Origin of the sequence: Pseudonocardia alaniniphila, from assembly GCF_022524485.1 — a bacterium.
GTDB lineage: Bacteria > Actinomycetota > Actinomycetes > Mycobacteriales > Pseudonocardiaceae > Pseudonocardia > Pseudonocardia alaniniphila.
This window is the reverse complement of record NZ_JAKXMK010000067.1, coordinates 1-18155: the sequence shown is the minus strand read 5'-3', so window position 1 is coordinate 18155 and position 18155 is coordinate 1. Positions and strand designations below refer to the sequence as shown.

General features: G+C 68.9%; 17 protein-coding genes and 2 pseudogenes. 8 read left to right on the top strand and 11 right to left on the bottom strand.

Annotated elements, in window-relative coordinates:
* Window positions 1-79: 79 nt before the first annotated feature.
* The 3 genes and pseudogenes from MMF94_RS42375 (at window position 80) to MMF94_RS42370 (ending at window position 1414) form a co-directional block, all read left to right on the top strand.
* Window positions 80-742 (top strand): aldo/keto reductase, encoded by a 663-nt coding sequence (locus MMF94_RS42375; protein WP_379660569.1) that lies wholly within the window; start codon window positions 80-82, stop codon window positions 740-742.
* Window positions 739-921, top strand: a pseudogene (locus tag MMF94_RS43975) (NAD(P)-binding domain-containing protein); the annotation flags it as partial. The gene MMF94_RS42375 and the pseudogene MMF94_RS43975, both read left to right, overlap by 4 nt.
* 34 nt (window positions 922-955) lie before the next feature.
* On the top strand, window positions 956-1414 hold the full coding sequence (locus MMF94_RS42370) for an NADPH-dependent F420 reductase (protein ID WP_241043164.1): 459 nt from the start codon (window positions 956-958) through the stop codon (window positions 1412-1414).
* A gap of 116 nt (window positions 1415-1530) precedes the next feature.
* Here MMF94_RS42370 and MMF94_RS42365 read toward each other — a convergent pair whose 3' ends face one another.
* The 3 genes from MMF94_RS42365 to MMF94_RS42355 form a co-directional block, all read right to left on the bottom strand.
* Window positions 1531-1908 carry a nuclear transport factor 2 family protein gene (locus MMF94_RS42365; protein ID WP_241043163.1) on the bottom strand — a complete coding sequence of 126 codons (378 nt, stop codon included), beginning with the start codon at window positions 1906-1908 and terminating at the stop codon, window positions 1531-1533.
* A complete protein-coding gene (locus MMF94_RS42360) occupies window positions 1905-2102 on the bottom strand; it encodes a hypothetical protein (protein WP_241043162.1) in 198 nt (65 codons plus the stop codon). Before MMF94_RS42360 ends, MMF94_RS42365 begins: the two co-directional genes overlap by 4 nt.
* 536 nt (window positions 2103-2638) lie before the next feature.
* A complete protein-coding gene (locus tag MMF94_RS42355; protein ID WP_241043161.1) occupies window positions 2639-4843 on the bottom strand; it encodes an ATP-binding protein in 2205 nt (734 codons plus the stop codon).
* Between the two features lie 120 nt (window positions 4844-4963).
* Here MMF94_RS42355 and MMF94_RS42350 point away from each other — a divergent pair, with 120 nt between their 5' ends.
* The 4 genes from MMF94_RS42350 to MMF94_RS42335 all read left to right on the top strand — a co-directional run bounded on the left by MMF94_RS42350 (window position 4964) and on the right by MMF94_RS42335 (window position 8872).
* The gene (locus MMF94_RS42350) at window positions 4964-5767 is read left to right on the top strand and encodes a nuclear transport factor 2 family protein (protein WP_241043160.1); all 804 of its coding nucleotides are present in this window, start codon (window positions 4964-4966) and stop codon (window positions 5765-5767) included.
* Between the two features lie 381 nt (window positions 5768-6148).
* Window positions 6149-6928, top strand: coding sequence for a GOLPH3/VPS74 family protein (locus MMF94_RS42345; protein WP_241043159.1), 780 nt, complete (start codon window positions 6149-6151; stop codon window positions 6926-6928).
* A gap of 997 nt (window positions 6929-7925) precedes the next feature.
* Window positions 7926-8183 carry a hypothetical protein gene (locus tag MMF94_RS42340; RefSeq protein ID WP_241043158.1) on the top strand — a complete coding sequence of 86 codons (258 nt, stop codon included), beginning with the start codon at window positions 7926-7928 and terminating at the stop codon, window positions 8181-8183.
* Between the two features lie 539 nt (window positions 8184-8722).
* Window positions 8723-8872 (top strand): hypothetical protein, encoded by a 150-nt coding sequence (locus MMF94_RS42335; protein ID WP_241043157.1) that lies wholly within the window; start codon window positions 8723-8725, stop codon window positions 8870-8872.
* A 76-nt stretch (window positions 8873-8948) separates the two neighbouring features.
* Here MMF94_RS42335 and fxsT read toward each other — a convergent pair whose 3' ends face one another.
* The 5 genes and pseudogenes from fxsT to MMF94_RS42310 all read right to left on the bottom strand — a co-directional run bounded on the left by fxsT (window position 8949) and on the right by MMF94_RS42310 (window position 14098).
* Entirely contained in the window at window positions 8949-11840 is a 2892-nt protein-coding gene (gene fxsT / locus MMF94_RS42330; RefSeq protein ID WP_241043156.1) for an FxSxx-COOH system tetratricopeptide repeat protein, read from the bottom strand.
* 3 nt (window positions 11841-11843) lie between these two features.
* Window positions 11844-12242 (bottom strand): hypothetical protein, encoded by a 399-nt coding sequence (locus tag MMF94_RS42325; RefSeq protein ID WP_241043155.1) that lies wholly within the window; start codon window positions 12240-12242, stop codon window positions 11844-11846.
* Between the two features lie 170 nt (window positions 12243-12412).
* Window positions 12413-12919, bottom strand: a pseudogene (locus MMF94_RS42320) (transposase); the annotation flags it as partial.
* A 1-nt stretch (window position 12920) separates the two neighbouring features.
* Window positions 12921-13436, bottom strand: coding sequence for a Dps family protein (locus tag MMF94_RS42315; RefSeq protein ID WP_241043154.1), 516 nt, complete (start codon window positions 13434-13436; stop codon window positions 12921-12923).
* A gap of 35 nt (window positions 13437-13471) precedes the next feature.
* Window positions 13472-14098, bottom strand: a complete 627-nt coding sequence (locus MMF94_RS42310; RefSeq protein WP_241043153.1) for an isochorismatase family protein — start codon at window positions 14096-14098, stop codon at window positions 13472-13474.
* Between the two features lie 530 nt (window positions 14099-14628).
* On the opposite strand from MMF94_RS42310, the gene MMF94_RS43650 reads away from it, so the two are divergent.
* Complete coding sequence (locus tag MMF94_RS43650) at window positions 14629-14844, top strand: SDR family NAD(P)-dependent oxidoreductase (protein WP_338104445.1); 216 nt, start codon at window positions 14629-14631, stop codon at window positions 14842-14844.
* 364 nt (window positions 14845-15208) lie between these two features.
* Here the strand turns inward: MMF94_RS43650 and MMF94_RS42300 are convergent, their stop codons facing one another.
* The 3 genes from MMF94_RS42300 to MMF94_RS42290 form a co-directional block, all read right to left on the bottom strand.
* A complete protein-coding gene (locus MMF94_RS42300; RefSeq protein ID WP_241043152.1) occupies window positions 15209-15454 on the bottom strand; it encodes a hypothetical protein in 246 nt (81 codons plus the stop codon).
* Window positions 15455-15515: 61 nt separating this feature from the next.
* Window positions 15516-16400, bottom strand: coding sequence for an AMP-binding protein (locus tag MMF94_RS42295; protein WP_241043151.1), 885 nt, complete (start codon window positions 16398-16400; stop codon window positions 15516-15518).
* 66 nt (window positions 16401-16466) lie between these two features.
* A complete protein-coding gene (locus MMF94_RS42290; RefSeq protein WP_241043150.1) occupies window positions 16467-16997 on the bottom strand; it encodes an AMP-binding protein in 531 nt (176 codons plus the stop codon).
* Window positions 16998-18155: the final 1158 nt, after the last annotated feature.

The window sequence follows — 18155 nt, the reverse complement described above, 5'->3', positions numbered from 1 at the left end:
CCGCCTACTACCGCACCGAGATCATCATCGCCGCCATCGTGTTATGGCTGCGCACCGACTTACAGGACACGCCCTAGCCGTGGACGGGTCGCTCCGGCGGCTGGGAACCGACCACATCGACCTGCTCTACCAGCACCGGGTGGACCCGGACACACCCATCGAGGAGACGGTGGGCGCGCTGGCCGAGCTGGTGGCCGAGGGAAAGGTGCGCCACATCGGCCTGTCGGAAGCGGCGCCGTCGACGATCCGGCGCGCTCACGCGGTGCACCCGGTCGCGGCGGTGCAGTCCGAGTACTCGCTGTGGACCCGCGATCCCGAGGCCGAGGTCCTGCCCGTGCTGCGCGAGCTGGGGATCGGCTTCGTGGCGTACTCCCCGCTCGGCCACGAGTTCCTCACCGGGGACATCCGTTCGCTGGACGGCCTGGACCCCGACGACTGGCGCCGAACCAACCCGCGCTTCACCGGCGGCAACCTGGAACGGAACCTGCACATCGCGGACGAGGTCCGGGAGGTCGCCGCGCAGGTCGGGGCCACGCCCACGCAGGTCGCCCTGGCCTGGCTGCTCGCCAAGGGGAACGACATCGCCCCCATCCCCGGCACCAAGCGAGCCGACCGCGTGGAGGAGAACACGGCGGTCGACGGCCTCGAGCTCACCGCCGACCAGGTCGCGCGGCTCGACGGCCTGGCTCCGGCCTCCGGCGAACGACACGACGCGGCCAACATGGCCGCCGTCGGCCGTTGAGCGGGGCCGACGTACGCATGACGACGATCGGAATCATCGGCGCGGGTGAGGTCGGAAGCCAGGTCGCGCGTGCGGCGATCGCGCACGGCTACGACGTCGTCATCGCCAACTCACGAGGACCAGAGACCCTGAAGCACCTCGTCGAGGAGCTCGGCCCGCCGGCGCAGGCGGCAACCGCTGCCGGCGCTGCTGTCCGCCGGCGCCTTCGTCGTCGTGGCGGTCCCACTCAAACTGGTCAACGACATGCCTGTCGACGAGCTCGCCGGCAAGATCGTGCTCGACACGAACAACTACATGATCTGGCGCGACGGCCATTTCGCGGCCGTCGACTCGGGTGAGAAGACGGTCTACCAGCTGCGCCAGGAGCAGCTGCCACGGTCCAGGGTCGTGCAGGCCTTTAGCCACATCCAGTCCCACCGCATCACGACCGCGGGGGCGCCGGCAGGCACCCGGGGCCGTCTGGCGTTGCCGACCTCGAGCGATCACCCCGAGGCCGTGGAGCTCGTGACGCGGCTGTTCGACGAGTTCGGGTTCGACACCGTCGACAACAGTCCGCTCAGCGAGGCGTGGCGCAGCGCTCCCGGTCAACCGGCGTGGGACGCGCTGCAGTACCAGACCCGGGCCGAACTGATCGCCAACCTTGCGAGGGCGCGGAGGATCATCAGGACGTGAACCTGCGCCGGGAGCCCGCAGGACATCGGTACCGGAGATGGTCGTTGGCGAAGCCGTGGCCCTCGTGGTCCGCACGATCCTGTCGCTCTCCAGGCCCGGTCGGGCTGCAGGCGCTCTCAGCCGACCTGACGGGTGACGGTGTTGCGCAAGTCGACGATGCGGTCGTCGGGCCCGACGACCGCGTACTCGACGCCGGCCGCCGTGACCACCGATCCATCGGCCATGCGCGCCGCGCACGCCCACTCCGCACGCTGACGTCCGTCCGGGAGCACCGTCGTGTTCCAAAAGTGCTTCGCCTCGGCGTGAATCGCGATGAATTCTCGGTAGAACTCGCGTATCGCTTCTGTTCCTTGTACCGGCTTCTCGTCGAGGGCCACCACGGCGTCCGCCGCGAACACGTCCAGCAGCTCATCGAGGGCGGTGTCGTCGGCGATCGCCCGATCGACGGCAGCGATGTACCGGTCGAGCGCGAGACCTGAGTTGCGGACCGTCACCGTTCGGGGACCGCTCGCTCGAGCAGGATGACGATGTCCGGCGTGCCGTTGGTCCCGATCGTGGGCAGCATCGTGCCGACAGCCTCCCACCCCCGGCGACCCAGATCGTTCAGACCACTCTTGATCTTTGCGTAGTCGAAGACTTTCCATCCGAGCTGATATCTCACGATTTCGTGCTCGCGAGAAGCCGCCATTGGTCCTTCCCCTTTCGTCGTGCGAGGCCTGCCGCGCAACGGCGGCGGCCACATTCATCTCTGATCCAGCGCCCGCTGGCGGAGTGACCGACCGCTGTCTGGTCGCCAGCAGTCGCCTCGGATGTCGTGCTGCAGGTTTCACCAGGTCGATCGACCAAGTCGGTCTGTCCTGTGGTCAGGGCAAGCCATGACCCCACGGCATCCTCAAGTTGATGTGGCCGATGACACGTGCCGGAGATAATGCCCTTCCCGAGGGATGTCGATGCCGAGCAGTGCGAGGGACGCCGCGGGTATGTCGAATTCGCGCGATTGTTCCGTACCGGCCACGAACTCGTCGTACATGCTGCGCTCGGCCGGACGCGACCGGTCAACGCAGTCACGAGGAGCACGGTGGGGGCGGCCGTCACGGCTTCCTCGGGACCGGTCGAGGTCGGCCCGCGACGGCGACCGACCCGATAACTCCGACTCTCGCAGCACGCTCGCGGGAGACCACCGGACACCGACCGGACACCGCCGGTACGGGCGGAGGGCCCGGCTCAGGCCCGCCCGGAGACGGTGTCGGCGCGCCGGACCAGCTCCCGGAACCGCTCGCCGAGCTCATCGGCGTCCGACCGAGCTGCGCCCGACACCGCCACGCCCTCCCACCACTGCGCCGACTCCACGTCACCGAGGTCGGCCGCCAAGGCAGCGGCGACGCCCGCCAGGTGTGCCCGTGGCCGGTGCCCGCCCCGCTGTGGGCCGAGTTCGTCGGCGACGGCGAGCATCACGGCCGCGTCGTCCAGGCGTCCTTCACCGCGGGCGGCCTGCGCGCACTCCGCAAGGACCGCGGCCACCGAGAACCCGCTGTCCAGCTCCTGCGCCGTGGCTGCGGCCGCCCGCCAATGCTGCGCCGCCGCGTGCCGGTCGCCGCGCAGCAGCGCGCGGTCCCCACGTCCGATGGGCACCTGCACGGCTGCCCACACGTCGTTGCCGACGTCGAGCCGCTGCGTGACGTGGGCCTCGGCCCTGGCAAGCAGAGCCGCCGAACCGTCGAAGTCCTCCAGGCGCAGCGCCGCCGCCGACGCGAAGATTCCCGCCTCCGCGGCGAGCGAGGCGTCGTCGATCCGCTCGGCCAGCCGCATCGCCCGCTCCGCACCGGCGAACAGGTCCGCGGCGACACGGTAAAACCCGGCGCGCGCCACCAACCAGCGGGCCCGGCCCCGCTCGCTCAGGTCGTCCTCGTGCAGGCGGTCGGTCCAGGCGAGGCCTTCGCGGGTGTGCCCGTTCATCCACAGCGGCAGCCACACCGACCACAGCAGCTCGGCGGCGTCGTCGTGCCGGCGGGCGTCGACGAGCTGGTCGAACCCGATCCGCAGCACGCCGCGATCGACCTCGACCTGCTCCACCGCGGTCATGTCGCCGCGGCCCCGGATCCGCGCACCGCGTTCGCGCGCCGCCCGCAGGGCCCATTGGGCCACGCCCCGACGGGCCTGTTCCCGGTCGGCCGGTTCGAGCGTCTCGAGCGCGTGCCGGCGTACCGGTTCCAGCAGCCGGAACCGAACGATCTGTCCCACGTCGCCGCGGGCGACCAGCGAGTGCTCGAGCAGCTCGGCGAACGCGCCCACCGTCCCCGCCGCGTCCGGCGCAGCGATCGCGTCGACGGCATCGAGGGAGAAGCTGCCCGGGACCATGGCGAGCCGAGGGAGCAGTCGCCGGGCCGCGGGGCCGAGCATCCGGCAGCTCCACTCGATGGTGGCCGCCATGGTGCGTTGCCGCGCCGGCAGATCCCGCGGGCCGGCCACGGGTAGCTCGGCCAGCTGATCGACCCGGTCCAGGAGTGCCCGAGGGCCGAGTCGCGCGGCTGCTGCGGCCAACAGCTCGATGGCCAGTGGCAGCCCGTCCGCCCGCCGGCACAGCTGCGGGACGGGACCGTCGTTCTTCCCGCTCGTGGGGGGCGATGGCGCGCCGGCGGCGGCCAACCGCTCGCCGAAGAGCCGGACGGCCGCCGCGGGGCCCAGCGGGGCGATGCGGATCTCGCGTTCCCGACGCACCCGCAGTGGAACGCGGCTGGTGGCCAGGACCACCGCGTCGGGACAGGCCGACAGCAGCTCGACCAGCTGCGGAGCGCAGGCCGCCACCCGCTCCAGGTTGTCGAGAACGAGCAGGACCGCCGCCCCGGCGAGGTGCGCGGCGAGGCCGGACACGGTGTCGGCCTGGCTCCCGGCGGCGCGGGCGACGACGGCTAGTACGTCGTCGGGGTCGGTGACGTCGGTGAGGTCGGCGAAGAACGCCCCGCCCGGGTGGTCGGCGCCCACTGCCTGCGCCGCTACCAGCGCGACGGTGGTCTTGCCCACCCCGCCTGGGCCGGTGAGCGTCACCAGCCGGCCCGCCGCGGCACGCAGGGCGGCGACGACCTCGGCGACCTCGTCGTCCCGCCCGACCACCGGGGTGGCCGGAGGCATCGGCGGGTGGGTCACCAACGTGCGCGACGGCATCTCGAGAGCCCCGTCGCCGGCCCTCCCGAGGGTGGACAGCAGCGCCGTGCGGTCGGCGTCGCGGAGCTGCAGCGCCGAGGCCAGCGACCGAACGGTGTGCGGCTGGGGCTCCGTCCGCCGCCCCCGTTCCAACGCGCTGACCGCGTCGACGGACAGGCCGGCGGCCGCGGCCAGCTCCTGCTGGGTCAGCGACCTGGCCTTCCGCAGATCACGCAGCATGACCGCGAAGCTGATCGTCTTCCGCGCCGGGCCAGACGGATCTTTCACGAGCTCGATTGTGCCCGCCAGGGCCGGGGCGTTGTCCGGGCGTTGTCCGGTTGTCGCTCCGCACCCCGATGTTCATTCTCGACGGCGACAGGACGAACCGGCGAGTGAGGAGTCGAAGGCATGGTCCCCGAGGCCCTGGAAGCGTTGCGCGTGGCGATCAACTCCCACGTCCCGGAGCGGATCGCCGGCTGCTTCACCGACGACTACGTGGCCGAGCGGCCGCTGCGACCGGCCGAGGGGTTCATCGGTTCCGACCAGGTCACCGCGAATTGGACGAAGATCCTCGCCGGGCTGCCCGACCTGCAGGCCGAGATTCTGCGCCACGCCCAGAACGGCGACGAACTGTGGTCGGAGTGGGAGATGCGGGGCACCGCCCCGACCGGGGCGACGGTCCTGTTGCGCGGCCCGGTGGTGCTCACCACCCGCGAGGGACGGATCGCATGGGCCCGGTTCTACCTCGACCCGGTCACCACGGACGGCCCGACCCACACCACCGTCAGCCAGGCGATCGACGCCCCGGCTGAGCGGATCTTCGCGGTGCTGCGCGACCCCCGCCGTCACCCTGACCTCGACGCCACCGGCTTCCTGCGCCATGCCGAGACCTCCCACCCGGTCGCCGCCGTCGGTGACACCTTCGTCATGGCCATGCACAACGACGAGATCGGTGACTACCGGATCGAGAACCACGTCGTGGCCTTCACCGAGAACCGGGTTCTCGGCTGGGCGCCCGGCCAGCCGGGTCAGCGCCCGGCCGGTCACCGCTTCACCTGGACGCTCACGCCCACCGACGACGGCCGCACCGAGGTGACCCAGACCTACGACTGGACGGCGGTCACCCACCCGGCGGGAGTGCCACGGCTGCCGGTCGTCTCCGCCGAGGCTCTCGACGCGTCATTGACGCTGCTGGCTGCGGCGGTGGCATAGGGCCGCTGAAGGACCCGGGCGCAGCCCGAGCACCGGCTGAAGCGACGTTTCGCGACGGTCTTCGGTGGTCATGCGACGCAGGGGTGCAGCGAGTGCCGTCGGCGAAGAAAGGGCTGTGGGTTCTCGGGCCACTACTGACGGCTGGTGCGGGGCCTCGTGCTCTCAGCACAGGCGACAACGGCCAGCTCTCGCCCGGGTGGCCGGGTCATCGTGGCTCGGCGCCCACATGAACCTGCGTGCACCGAGCATGCCCGCCGGATCCCGCACGCCAACGACGCCATCCGAGCCATCGGCACGTGAGGCGCCACGAGCGCAGCTTGACCGTGCCGCAGCGACATGGTGTTCGCTCCGTCGCGCGCCCCCGAACGGATGGAGACAATCATGCGTGCCTCGCGGAAGACCGAGTCCCACGGAGTGCCGCGGGCGACGGCCCACGGCGACGTGCAGGCCGTCCAGATCGGAACACCGTCCCCGTCGCCCACGACGGTGTCCGTGGCGCCCCTGCTGGCCGAGGATCTGATGCTGCTGTTGTTCAGCCCATCGTCGGGGACGATCGCCGGTGAGGGCACGCTGTTCTACGTGCTGGGTGGCGCGCTGCTCGCCGAGCTCGCCCAGCTCGGACTGGTCGAGACCGAGGAGGCCGGCCTCCGCGGGACCCTCGTCCGGACCGCCGGGGACGCTCCTCCCGGAGACGTCCTGCTGCGGTCCGCCTGGGACTACGTCGCCGAGAAGCCGCGGAACGTACAGACCTTTCTCGCCGCCGTCGGCCCGCCACTGCGCAAGCCGGTGCTCGACCGGCTCGTGAAGCGCGGCGACGTGGCGCGGTCGACCGGGAGGACCCTGGGCCTGTTCACCTCGACGAGGCTCGGCGCCGGGACAACCGACCGCCGGGCGGACCTCGTCGAGCGCGTGCGTGCCGTGCTCGAGGACGGCGTGCCGCCGGATCCGCGCACCGCCGCGCTGGTCGCACTGCTCTCGGCGAGCGGATCGCTGCCCATGCTGCACCGCGAGATCCCATGGACCGCTCCGGTCATCGACCGGGCCACGGCACTCGAACAGGGCGACTGGGGCGCCGGCGCCGCCGCATCGGCCGTCACGCGCACCACGACCGCCATCGTGGTCAGCGCGCTCGTCGCCGCCGCCGTCCTCCCGGGCAGCTGACGGCGGAAGCGGCCGCCGTCGGCCCCCGCGCGGCGCGGCGCCGCCACCATCCCGGAGGAGTTCCGCCGTGCCCGCACATTCCGCGCTCGTCCGCCTCCGGACGGCCGCGACGCTGCTCCTGCTCCTGCTCCTGGGGCCCGCGCGCAGCCCACCGCGCCACCGTCGGCGGCAGCGCTGGCCGAGCCCACCCGCTTCTACGCCAGGAGCCGGCGTTCGGGCCCTGCGCCGACTACGCACCGCTCGACGAGCAGGTCTTCGCGATCGACCCCCGCTTCGAGTGCGCCCGGCTCGGGGTGCCGCCGGACTAGGCCGAGGCCGACGGCGAGGCGGCACAGATCGCCATGCTGCGGGTCCCCGCCCGGGGCGAAAGAGTGACGCCTCGATCGAGCCAGTCGGGGTGGTGTTGGTGGGGCTGGCGGGAGAAGCCGTCGCCGCACTTCACACAAGTGTCACGCCAGAGTGTGTCCACCTGGCTCAGGCGGTATCGCGCCGATGGCCCGATCGGATCCGCAGACCGGTCCCGGCGGCCGGTGTCGTGCCCGCAGAGTCACCCCTTGCAGGTGGTGGTGTGTGAGCTGCGCCGGGAACACCCGTGGTGGGGCTACGACGCTTGGCCCATGAACTCGCCGGGGGCCGGGCGTGTGGATCCGGTGCCGTCCCGGAGGACGGATGATCGTGCATCGGATCTTGGTCGCCACAGCCTGATCGAGCCGCGGTCACGCTGCAGGAGGCATTCGGACCATGCGCGGTGGAAACGCTCGGCGCCGATGGCGTTGTGGCAGATCGACATCGGCGGTGGGATCCTGCTGTTCGATGTCCCGAGGTCAAGGTCATGACCGGCGCGGATGATCATCCCCGGTTCTGCATGATCGCCGCGGTGGTACCGCTGGCGACCAGGCATTTACGTCCCAGCCGCTGAACCGGTCGTCGCGGCCGCTGGCCCTCCGACTCTGAGGGTGCGAGGTCGGCCGCGTCGCCGGCCGCGCCGATCAGGCCCGTGCTGTGGCGCCTCCTCGTTGACGGCCTCCTCGTCGTCCACGGCTTCACTCTCGGCGGCCTCGTCCTCGACGGCCTGCTGCCCGCCACCGCGGCGCCTGGCCGCTGCTTCCCGCAGGCCGAGTGCCAGCTGCCTGAGTGCCTCGAGCACCCGCAGCGCCAGCTGACGCAGGAACTGCAGGAACAGCGTGATCTTGCGGACGACAAGAGTGAGAGCGAACGCCGCCCCGACCCCACTCAGCAGCGGCTTCGCGGCTGATGTGAGAGTCGTGACAGCGCCCTTCACTGTGTCGGTTGCGGTGCCAGCGGTCGTCCTGACCGCGCCCGTCGCGGTGTTGGTTGCGGTGCCGGCGATCGTCGCCAGGCCACCCGCGGCTCTCCTGCCGGATTCGGTGCTGCTGGTCGCGACCCGGTCGAGCCTGTTCGCGACGCCGCGGACGCCTGAGCGTGCCTTCTTGGTCGCGGCGCCCCGGACCGTACTTTCGGCGCGCCGCATGGCGGACCGCGCAGGATTGTCTGACGCGGCGGGGTCGGCGGATCCCATGGTCTCCCTCGAGTCTCGGGTCGGTTGCGTGGTCATGTCCATTCCTCCATGTCATGAGGTACGGATGGGGGCACAGCGTCGCTGCTCGGACGGATACCACCCATGAAGATCAAGTAATCCAGGTTTTCGATCTCCTCATGATCTCCGCGTCCGCGTGCACTGGCCGCCCGTGGAGAACTGCGTGGTCTTCGGGAACGCCGGATGGACACCATTTCGGCCGGTTCGGAAAAGTCGTCAACGTCAGGCGAGAAGTCGTGTACCTGTTGTCGGCGGCGGAACGTCGACCGGGCTGGGCGCCGATATTGCACTGCACCGTGCTGCTGGAGGCGGGCACCGCGACTGCGCCGGAGGCCAGCCGGGTGCCGGCCCGCTGGCAGGAGCTGCTGGGCAGCGAATACGACTAGGCCTACACCCCGTTTCACAGGCGGGAACGTTCGGCACCGTAACGGGCGCTGCGGGAACGTCAGGGGTCGGGTTCGCTCAGGGCCGGGAAGCACCGTGACGCCAGTAAATGGCACCTTGGCCGGCGAAGAGCGTGTCGGGATTGTCGGTTCCGAGCACCCGGATCATGTCGGCGGCCAGCTCCTCGAAGGCCCGCGCGGCGCCGGCGTGATCGCCGGCCTTGCCGCGGAAGCCGGCGAGAAGAAGCCGCGTGGCGAGGGTCTCGTGATGGTCGGGGCCTAGCAGCCGCACACGCGCCGCGAGCAGCTGTTCGAATGCGTCCACGGCATAGGCTGGGTCCCCGGCGGTGCCGCGCAGCTTTGCGAGATTCACCCGGATGGACAGCGTGGCGGAATGGTCGGGACCCAGCACCCTCACGTAGTCGGAGAGCAGCTGCTGGAACGCTTCGGCGGCACCGGCACGGTCACCGGAATCGGCCAGCCACCGAGCTAGGTTGAATCGAGTTCGAAGTGTCTCCGGATGGTCGGACCCCAGTGCTCGTTCGGTGTCGGCCAGCAGATGATGCAATTCCGCGACTGCAGCGGCCGGATCGCCGGCATCGCCATGGACGCCCGCGAGATCCCCACGGATGCCAAGGGTATGCGGGTGCTCGCCGCCCAGCACCCGCTCTAGGTCGGCGAGCAGCTCCGTCAGGGCGGTCTCGGCGCCGGCCAGGTCCCTGCCGTCGGCGCGCAATCGCGCATGCCGGTACCGGCAAACGAGGGTGTCGACGTGGTCGGCGCCCTGAACCCGTACCCGGTCCTCGACGAGCTCTGCCATGGCGACCACGGCACCGGCCGGATCACCGGCGTCGCCGCGCAGGTTCGCGACACTCTGCCGGACCTGGAAAGTGAATGGATGATCCGGCCCCAGCATCCGTAGGCAGTCGGCCAGCAGCTGCTGGAACGCATCGGCGGCGGCCACCCGGTCACCGGCCTGTCCGCGCGACCAAGCGATGTTGTGTCGGAGAAGAAAGGTCTCGGGATTATCTGGGCCAAGGTCCCGCAGGAGGTCGGCCAATGCCTGCTCCTCCATCGCCGCGCTCCTCGCGACGTTCCCCGTCTGGGAGTAGCACCGGGCGAGGTTCACCCGAGCGGTGTGCGTGTGTGGATGGTCTGGGCCAAGTACCCGCAGGCAATCGGCCAGCAGCGGCTCGAACACCTCGATCGCGCCGAGGGGATTGCCGGCCTCGCCAGTCCAGTAGGCGAGATTGCCGCGGGCGACGAGCGTTCCCGGGTCGTCCGGGCCCAGCACCCGCGAGCAGTCGTCTAGCAGCTGTTCGAACGCTCCGACCGCACCGGCCAGATCGCCGACATGACCGCGACAGTCGGCCAAATGGCTCCGGGTCGTGAGAGTGTTGGAGTGATCAGGGCCGAGTACTCGCGAATAGTCATCAAGGAGCTTTTCGAGCGCTTCGGAGGCGCCGCGCGGATCGCCCGCCTCCAGTCGACAAGCTGCGGCGTTGCCGCGGGCGGCGAGGGTGTACGGATGATCGGGACCGAGATGCTGGCAAGCGTCGGATGCCACTTGCTCCCAGTGGCGGATCGCGGGGCGGACGAGGCCCCAGGCTTGGAGGCTGAGCCCGGTTCGCCACCGTAGCGTCTGCGCTAGGGAATGCCACACGTTCAATCCGGCCCGGGCCATCAGCGTGGTGACGTTCGAGCGCAGCACCTGGCCGAGTTGGGCGTCACGTTCAACGTCGGGCCAGATTGTCAGCAATGCACCTGTCGCTATCTCGTGCAGTACGTCGAGCTGTTCCGGGTCGAGCTGCTCGATGACGGCACGCTGGACGAGCCCGTGCACGCGAACCCCTGCTGCCGCACCGCCGGGATCGAGGGTGACCAGACTCAGCCGGGCGAGGTGGTGCAGCGCATCCGTCAGGTCCTGTGGCTCGCGGGGCGAGGTCGCGCTGCGGTGGGTCGCGTAGGCGACGGCGACGTCCGTCCGGAGTATTGCGGTGGGGACGCCGTTGGGATCCAGGATGCTGAGCAGTTCGAGAACCGGGCGTGCCAGCCCGGGGGGCTGGAGGGCATCGGCAGCATCGATGGAGATCGACCAGGTGGCTGCCACGGTGGCCCGGTAGTCGTCGGCCAACGCATCTGAGGGGAAGAGTTCAGCCAGGCGACGGCGGCGGTCCGCGAGCCGGGTCCGGTAGCGGGCGCACGTGTCGCCGCGGTCGAGCATGAACGCCGCGGCTTGCGCCAGCGCCAGTGGGAGGTGCCCCAGCTCGGTGGCGAGCTCATCCGCCTCTCGCATTCGTTCGCCGGGCGGATCTGTACCCAGCTTCGCGGACAGATAGGTACGCGACTGGCCGGATGTGAACAGCCCGACGTCGACGCGCTGGCGGCCGGATCCCATCAGCACGGCGTCGGATCGCCGGGTAGTGACAACCGTCAGCCCCCGTGGTCCGTCGGGCCAGAGCCCTTGCAGGTCTGTGGGCTCCGCCAGGTCATCGAGCACGATCAACCACGACCGCTCGGCTTCTGCCTGCAGCCAGGTCAGGAACCACTGCGCTGCCGCCTCGGTATCCCCAGCCGGCTGGTGCCCGAGTTGGGCAGCGGCCTGGGCGTATCCACTGAGGATCGCGTCCCGGCTGGTCGCAAGCGTCCAGACCAGCAAATCGACATCCGAACGAGCGCGGGCGTGGGCAGCGGCCAGCTGGGTCTTGCCGACCCCACCGAGACCAGAGAGAACGTGCGTCGTCGGTGAGTCACCCGCGGCCACCACCTGGAACAACGACGATGCCTCGACCCGATCCTGATAGCAGTCGGCCAGGGCCGGGACGGCGCCGACGCGCACTGGCCAGCCGACCGGCAGCGACGCCGTGAACGTGACGGCGCTGCTGAAGATGTTGGTCTGTATGTTGTGATTGCCGATCTGGACGCCTTGCGCCCAACGCAGGTCGTGTCCACGTTCAGCCGCCGGGCCCATTGCTCAGGGTGCCGACGACGGCGGCGCAGAGAACGTGTTTGTCTGGATGTTGTGGTTGCCTACCTGGCTGCCCTGCGCTCCACGGAGATCGACCGTGTACTTCCCTGCGCGGTCACCGGCCGGGTCCACCTCCACGAGCAGCCGTCGCGCAGCTTCCAACAACACGGGGTCAGCACTCGCGCCAGCGGCGACCAGTTCCGCCTCCAACACCTTGCCAGCCTGCTCCGGCTCTTCCTCGTGGCGGGAGAGTGCCGCCTCGCCGGACTCCCGCCCGGCCAGCCGGTGTCGCACCAGGCCCTTCAGCCCAGCGTAGGCGTCCTTCACCGCTTCCGTGGCAGTGTTCTCCGCCCCCGCCACTGCACCCGCCGCCAGTGCAGCCACTATCAACGCCACTGGATCCACAAACGCCACCATACGAACAAATCACCCACCACGTACCGCCGCGGCGGCGACATCCCGGACTTGAGCGCTGATCGGCATGTCAGGGCACGACACACCCCTGTAAACGAACTTGTAAACAGGAGGCTTGCCAACGGGGAGTGTCCGACGACCGGTGTAACTGATCGTGATGGTTAGCTGCCGTTGGTGGGGATGATGCGCCCGGCGAAGGTGATCGCGAAGATGTTCAGTGCGGGCTTCCAGCGGACCGCCCATCTCGCTCGGCCCTTGCCGGTCGGGTCGAGCGCGCGGGTGACCAGGTAGAGGCACTTGAGCGCGGCCTGCTCGGTGGGGAAGTGCCCGCGGGCGTTGACCGCGCGCCGGTGGCGGGCGTTGATCGACTCGATGACGTTGGTCGAGCAGATGACCCGGCGGATCTCCACGTCGTGGTCCAGGAACGGCACGAACTCCGACCACGCCGAACGCCACATCCCGATGATCGCCGGATACTGCCCGCCCCACGTGTCAGCGAACTCCTCGAAGCGCGCTGCCGCGGCCTGCTCGGTGGGTGCGGTGTAGACCGGGCGCAGATCCCGGGCCATCTGCTCCCAGTACTTGCGGGAGGCGTTGCGGAAACTGTTGCGGATCAAGTGCAGCACGCACGCCAGGACCAATGCCTGCGGCCAGACCGTACTGATCGACTTAAATCTTGCGGTTCTCCGCCTTGACCATCCAGGCCAGCTTCTCGAGCGTGTCGATGATCGCGTGCAGGAGATCTGTCGTGCTCGGGTCCACGGCGTCGACCGCATCGTGGACGGCCCGGATGGTGTCGACCGCGGTGTAGATCCGGGTGGTGACCAGGTCGACGACATCGGCCGTACCCTGCTCGCCTGCCGGGAATTGCGGAAGCGTGGTGGTCGCGACGATCGTGTCGGACCGCCCGTCGGGAACCGCATCGAGGGCACGCATCCGCTCGGCGATCGTGTCGCTTGCCTCACGCGCGGCGTCGACGAGTTCATCCAGCTGCAGGTGCAGGTCGCGGAAGTTCTTTCCGACGACGTTCCAGTGGGCCTGCTTGCCCTGCAGATGCAGTTCGATCAGGTCGGCGAGAACCCGCTGAAGATCCGTGGCCAGCTGTGGCGATGCCTGGAAGTTGCGGACGGCGTCGTCATCTCGACGGGTAGTGCGCTGTTCACTCAGAGGCGTTGTGGTGTTCACAATGCTCCTTTCGGTGGTGCCGGTATGCGAAAGTCTCAACTCTTGGTCATGGCTTGGGCGATCTGGTCGACCAGTACGGCGAATGGCATGTCGAGTGCCGCGTAGACCTCGCCGGCCAGCGGGTCGGCGTTGTCCGCGAGGATCTCGACGATCGCGGTGGCGTAATCGATCGGGGTGACGCCGGCCTGCTGCATCCGCAGTAGTCCGGCCTCGCGTTTGGTCTGGGAGAAGGTGCCGGCGGCATCGATGACGGCGTAGGCCTCGAAACCCTCGGCGTTCGTGCTCAGTGCAGCGAAGGCGAGGCAGACCTCGGTCGAGATTCCGGCGATGAGAAGCTTCCTGCGACCCGTGGCACGAACCGCATCGGCGACACGCGGGTCGTCCCAGGCGTTGACGGTGGTGCGGTCGGGCACGGCGAGATCGGCGGGTAGTGCCGCGGCGAGTTCGGGAATCATCGGTCCCCACATGCTGTCGGTCGCAGTGGTGGTGGCGACGATCGGCAGGCCCAACACCCGCGCGGCGGTGGTCAGGGCGACCACGTTGTGCTTCAGCTCAGCGAGCGGGATGTCGACGATGCCGCTGTAGAGGCCGACCTGGTGGTCGATCAGCAAGAGTGCCGTGTTGTCCCGGGTCAACCGCTCGGTGCACGTTGTGACGCTCATAGTTCCTCCGGAAATAGTTGGTTCATGGCGGCGGTATCGATCTCGGCCGCGGTGGGTTACTCGACCGCAGAACGTTCGAGTGGGCGCTCTGAAGACGGTACGGAATGGCTTCCGTCAGCTGTTGTCGCGAGGATTGCAACCCCGGATCTGCCTTGCAACTTCAAGGAAGAAATGTCGCCTTATTGACGAGATAACGTCCGTCTTGAGACGGCTTGGTGTGGTCAACTGGGTTACTCGGTTGGATCTCGGAAAGACGTTCATGTCGATCGTCTGCAAGTGGTGGCTACGGTTTCATGATCGGCGATCGCGAGTCGGTTGAAGAAGACGGGGGATCACCGTGCGAGGACGTTCAAGGGCAAGGTTGCTCTGATCTCTGGTGCAGCGCGGGGCAGGGTCGGTCGCACGCGGTGCGGCCGGCGCAGGAGGGCGCGGACATCATCGCGTTCGACATTTGCCATGAGCTCGACACTGTGCCCTACCCACTGGCTACGCCGAGGACCTCGGCGAGGCGGTCGCGTTGGTGAAGGAGTGTGACTGCCGGATCGTGGCGGGTGAGGCGGACGTGTGTGACTCGGGGGCGTCTGGATGTGGTGTGCGCCAACGCGGGAATCGGCGGGGTCGTGCAAGGTACCTGGACGATGACCGACAGTGAGTGGGAGGAGATGATCGCGGTCGACCTGACCGGGGTGTGGAAGACGGTGAAGGCGGCGGTGCCGGCGATGGTCCAGGCCGGGGCTCGATCGTGATCACCAGTTCGGCTGCGGGTCTGAAGGGGATGCCGGGCGCGGCGTACCACGCGTCGGCCAAGCGCGGCCTGGTCGGTCTGACGCCCACCCGGCCCGTGGACGCCGGATTCCTGCAGCGGTGTAGCCGGCATCTTCGAATGCCGCGAACGAGGGCCACCAGTCCATCGTCGGCAACCGGCGCGACGGTCCGTGGCACGAGGCGTTTCTTGCCCAGCCGTCCGGGCTCGCGCTCGCACACGCGGGTGCCACGGTCTCCGTAGCAGGGTCGCTTGCACCTGACCGACGTGAGACGCGAGTTAGCCCTACGGGTCGACCTGCGCTAGCGCATGGGCGCGGTTCTCGGCCGGCCGGCCAACTCGCTGTGCTATGTGGCGAGCTTGGCCTCGCCGCGCAGCCCGCGGCGCAACAGGTCCTTGTTGTTCTTGCCGCTCTCGTTGCGGGGCAGGGCTGGCACATCCTCGACGCGGCTGGGCTGATACCACTGCGTCATGCCGCGCTGGTCGAGGTAGGTGCGGATGTCGTCGAGTGTTGGCGGAGTGTCGTGGGAGGCGAGCACCGCGCAGGCCAGTTCGCCGCCGTCGCCGTCGCCGTCGCCGTCGGGATAGTCCACGAGGGCGATCTCGACGACACCGGGTGGGTGAGTAGGGCTGCCTCGATGTCGGCGATGGGAATCAGGAACGAGCCGCCGGTTCTGTCGGTGGCCTGGCCCGGCCGAGGATCCGGATCCCGCCACGCCCGTCTGGGACGGCCAGATCGCCGGTGTCGTACCAGCCGTCGTCGTGCTCGGCGAGGATGACGACCTCCTTGGTGTCGCCGCCGGCTGTGGCCAGGCACAGCTCGCTGCCCCGCAGGTACACACGTGCCGGCGACGCGTCGTTGACCGGGTCATCTGCGCGTAACTCGATTTCAACGCCGGGCCCGGGCCGGCCCACGCTCCGTGCCGCCCAGTCCGGCGGATCGTCCGGACCAATGGCTGTACCAGTGCCTTCGGTCGCCCCCCACACGGCACGCAGCGTCACTCCGAACATATCGGCGACCTCCGTGACCAGCGGTGCGAGGATCGCGGTGCCCGTCGCTCCTGCGACACGCAACGGCGGCAGCGGGCCAGGTTGCCTCCGCAGCTCGGCAACCAGCTCCGCCCACACCGCCGGTGCGGACCACAACGTGGTGGCGCCCGCGGCGGACAGGAACTCGAGCGCCTTCGAAGGCTCCCAGACGTTCATGAACACTGCGCTGCCACCAACGAGGAGCGGAAGGAAGTTTCCGAAGATGATCCCGCCCAGATGACTCAGCGGTGAGGACGTGGCGAAGGCGTCGTGCGAGCCGTGGTCGAAGAGGGCGGCAACGTCGGCAACCCTTCCGTGCACGCTATTGACGGTGCGCAGGGCGGCTTTCGGCTCACCGCTGGTCCCGGAGGTGAACAACACCAGACCAACCCGGTCCGGATCCGGGGTCACCGCTTCGAGAACGTCCGCGTGCATTTGTTCCCACGGGGTTTGCTCGAAATACGCGGCGAAGCCGATCCCGCCATCCCCCATGGTGTCGCCGAGCACCACTCGGTGCCGCAGATCCGGCAGCCGAGCCGCCAGCTCAGCCAGTGCCGAGGCGTGGCCGAACCCGGCCTAGCGGTCGATGGTGACGCACACCGAGGCGCCGATCCAGCGCAGCACACGCTCCAGCTCGCGCGGGCGAATCGTCGTCATGATCGGCGCGACGACCGCACCAATCCGAACGCACGCCAGAACCAGCGCGTTGAGCTGCCACCGGTTGGGCAGCTGCAACGCCACGACCTCGCCCGGCCGCACGCCCAGCTGGTAGAGGGCAACGGCGAAGCGGTCCACGTACTCCGCGTACTCTCGGTACGTCAGCCGCTCGACCCGCGAACCTGCGCCGGCATCAACACGGTAGGAAACAACCGCGAGCGAATCCGGAGTTTCTTCTCGCCAGCGAACCAGGTCGTCGAGTGGTGTTTCCGCCCGCCACGCCCCGATTCGCCGGAACCGCTCGATATCTGAATCCGGTGGACGAAGCGCCAGTGCCGACCGGAAAGCCGTTCGGCTAACCGTTTTGGCTGTTTCTGTGACGCGTTCCTGGTTGGCGAAGCGCTCAGCGTCGTCCTCGGTGAAAATTCTGACCACCGCCTCGAAGGCCATCGTATCGATGCTGATTAGGAGGCCACTCAAAGGCAGGGGCGCGAGCGGCCGGAAACTATCGTGTACACGTTCCGCAGGGGCTACGCGCTCGTCCGGCTCCCGAACATGTCATTCACGATTCTGAAACGTTGCTACTCAATTTCTGCTGCGGCAACCGTTGGGGAAGAAATATCCCACGTCAACGAGAAAACGTCGCCGAGATGGCCCGGCGCTGTCACGCGCCCACGCCGACCAGAAAGTCGTGGCCGCTTGCCGACGTTGTACTCCTTTTCCGGAGGGTGTCTCTATGCGGTGTCGAGCGGCAGCGAGATCAGGGTCGGGGATGACTGTCGACTGGCGGGCCATAGGGGCGTTGATCACGGAGGATCGCGAACCGGACGGCGATGCGGTGGCCGAGGCGGATCAGCTCGGCGTTGTGACATTGCCCTGGCTCGTGGGGTCGTAGTAGATGCGGCCAGCCGGGTCGCCAAGGGTGGCAAACGCGGACAAACAGGGCGAACACTCAAGGGCGCGGTTGCCGCGCTGGGAGCGAGCCTCTCCCTTGATCGAGGAGCCGGAGTGGCGGGTGAGCGGGGCCAGACCGGCGGTAGGGAAGGCAGAGGCGTCGCCGACGATGGTGAGCATCGTGATGGCGGCTCTGGCCCGAGTCCGCGCATCGAGGTCAGGACCGGTCCAAGAGAGTGGGCCTCCAGGCGGCCTTCGAGCTCGGCGGCCAGGTCGTCGCGTTCGGAGTACGCATCGACTCTCCGATGCGTCATTCACGAGTCCGAAGTTTGCCCGGACTACTTCTGCAAGCCTCGACGAGGAAATGTCACGCTGCGACGAGAAAACGTCCGCCCCTGGGGGATGAGGGACGTGGCGTCGGTCACAATTGATAGCGGCATCCTCGTATACTCTGCAAAGAATGAACCAGTGAGTATCTGTTCGATAAACAAAAGCGGCGGACTGGTCGTCGACGAGTCGAATACTCTGCCGCCCGCGATCAATACCGTGCGAGTGGGCTGTGGATGGAAACGAGGCTTGAAGCTGCCCCACGGGGATCTGTTCGTAGAGAGGACATACGTATGACCCGCTCCCGCGGCCGCACCGTGGACATTCACGCCCATGTCTTCACCTCGGCCTGTCATGAGCTCGTTGCTGGTCTGATGGAGCCGGAGT

Coding starts and splice junctions, on each gene's coding strand:
- fxsT (WP_241043156.1), bottom strand. CDS start 11,840: ATGGGCCCGGCGGCTGAACGTGGACACGACCTGCGTTGGGCGCAAGGC.
- MMF94_RS42345 (WP_241043159.1), top strand. CDS start 6,149: ATGCGTGCCTCGCGGAAGACCGAGTCCCACGGAGTGCCGCGGGCGACG.
- MMF94_RS42290 (WP_241043150.1), bottom strand. CDS start 16,997: ATGGCCTTCGAGGCGGTGGTCAGAATTTTCACCGAGGACGACGCTGAG.
- MMF94_RS42360 (WP_241043162.1), bottom strand. CDS start 2,102: ATGGCGGCTTCTCGCGAGCACGAAATCGTGAGATATCAGCTCGGATGG.
- MMF94_RS42350 (WP_241043160.1), top strand. CDS start 4,964: ATGGTCCCCGAGGCCCTGGAAGCGTTGCGCGTGGCGATCAACTCCCAC.
- MMF94_RS42310 (WP_241043153.1), bottom strand. CDS start 14,098: ATGAGCGTCACAACGTGCACCGAGCGGTTGACCCGGGACAACACGGCA.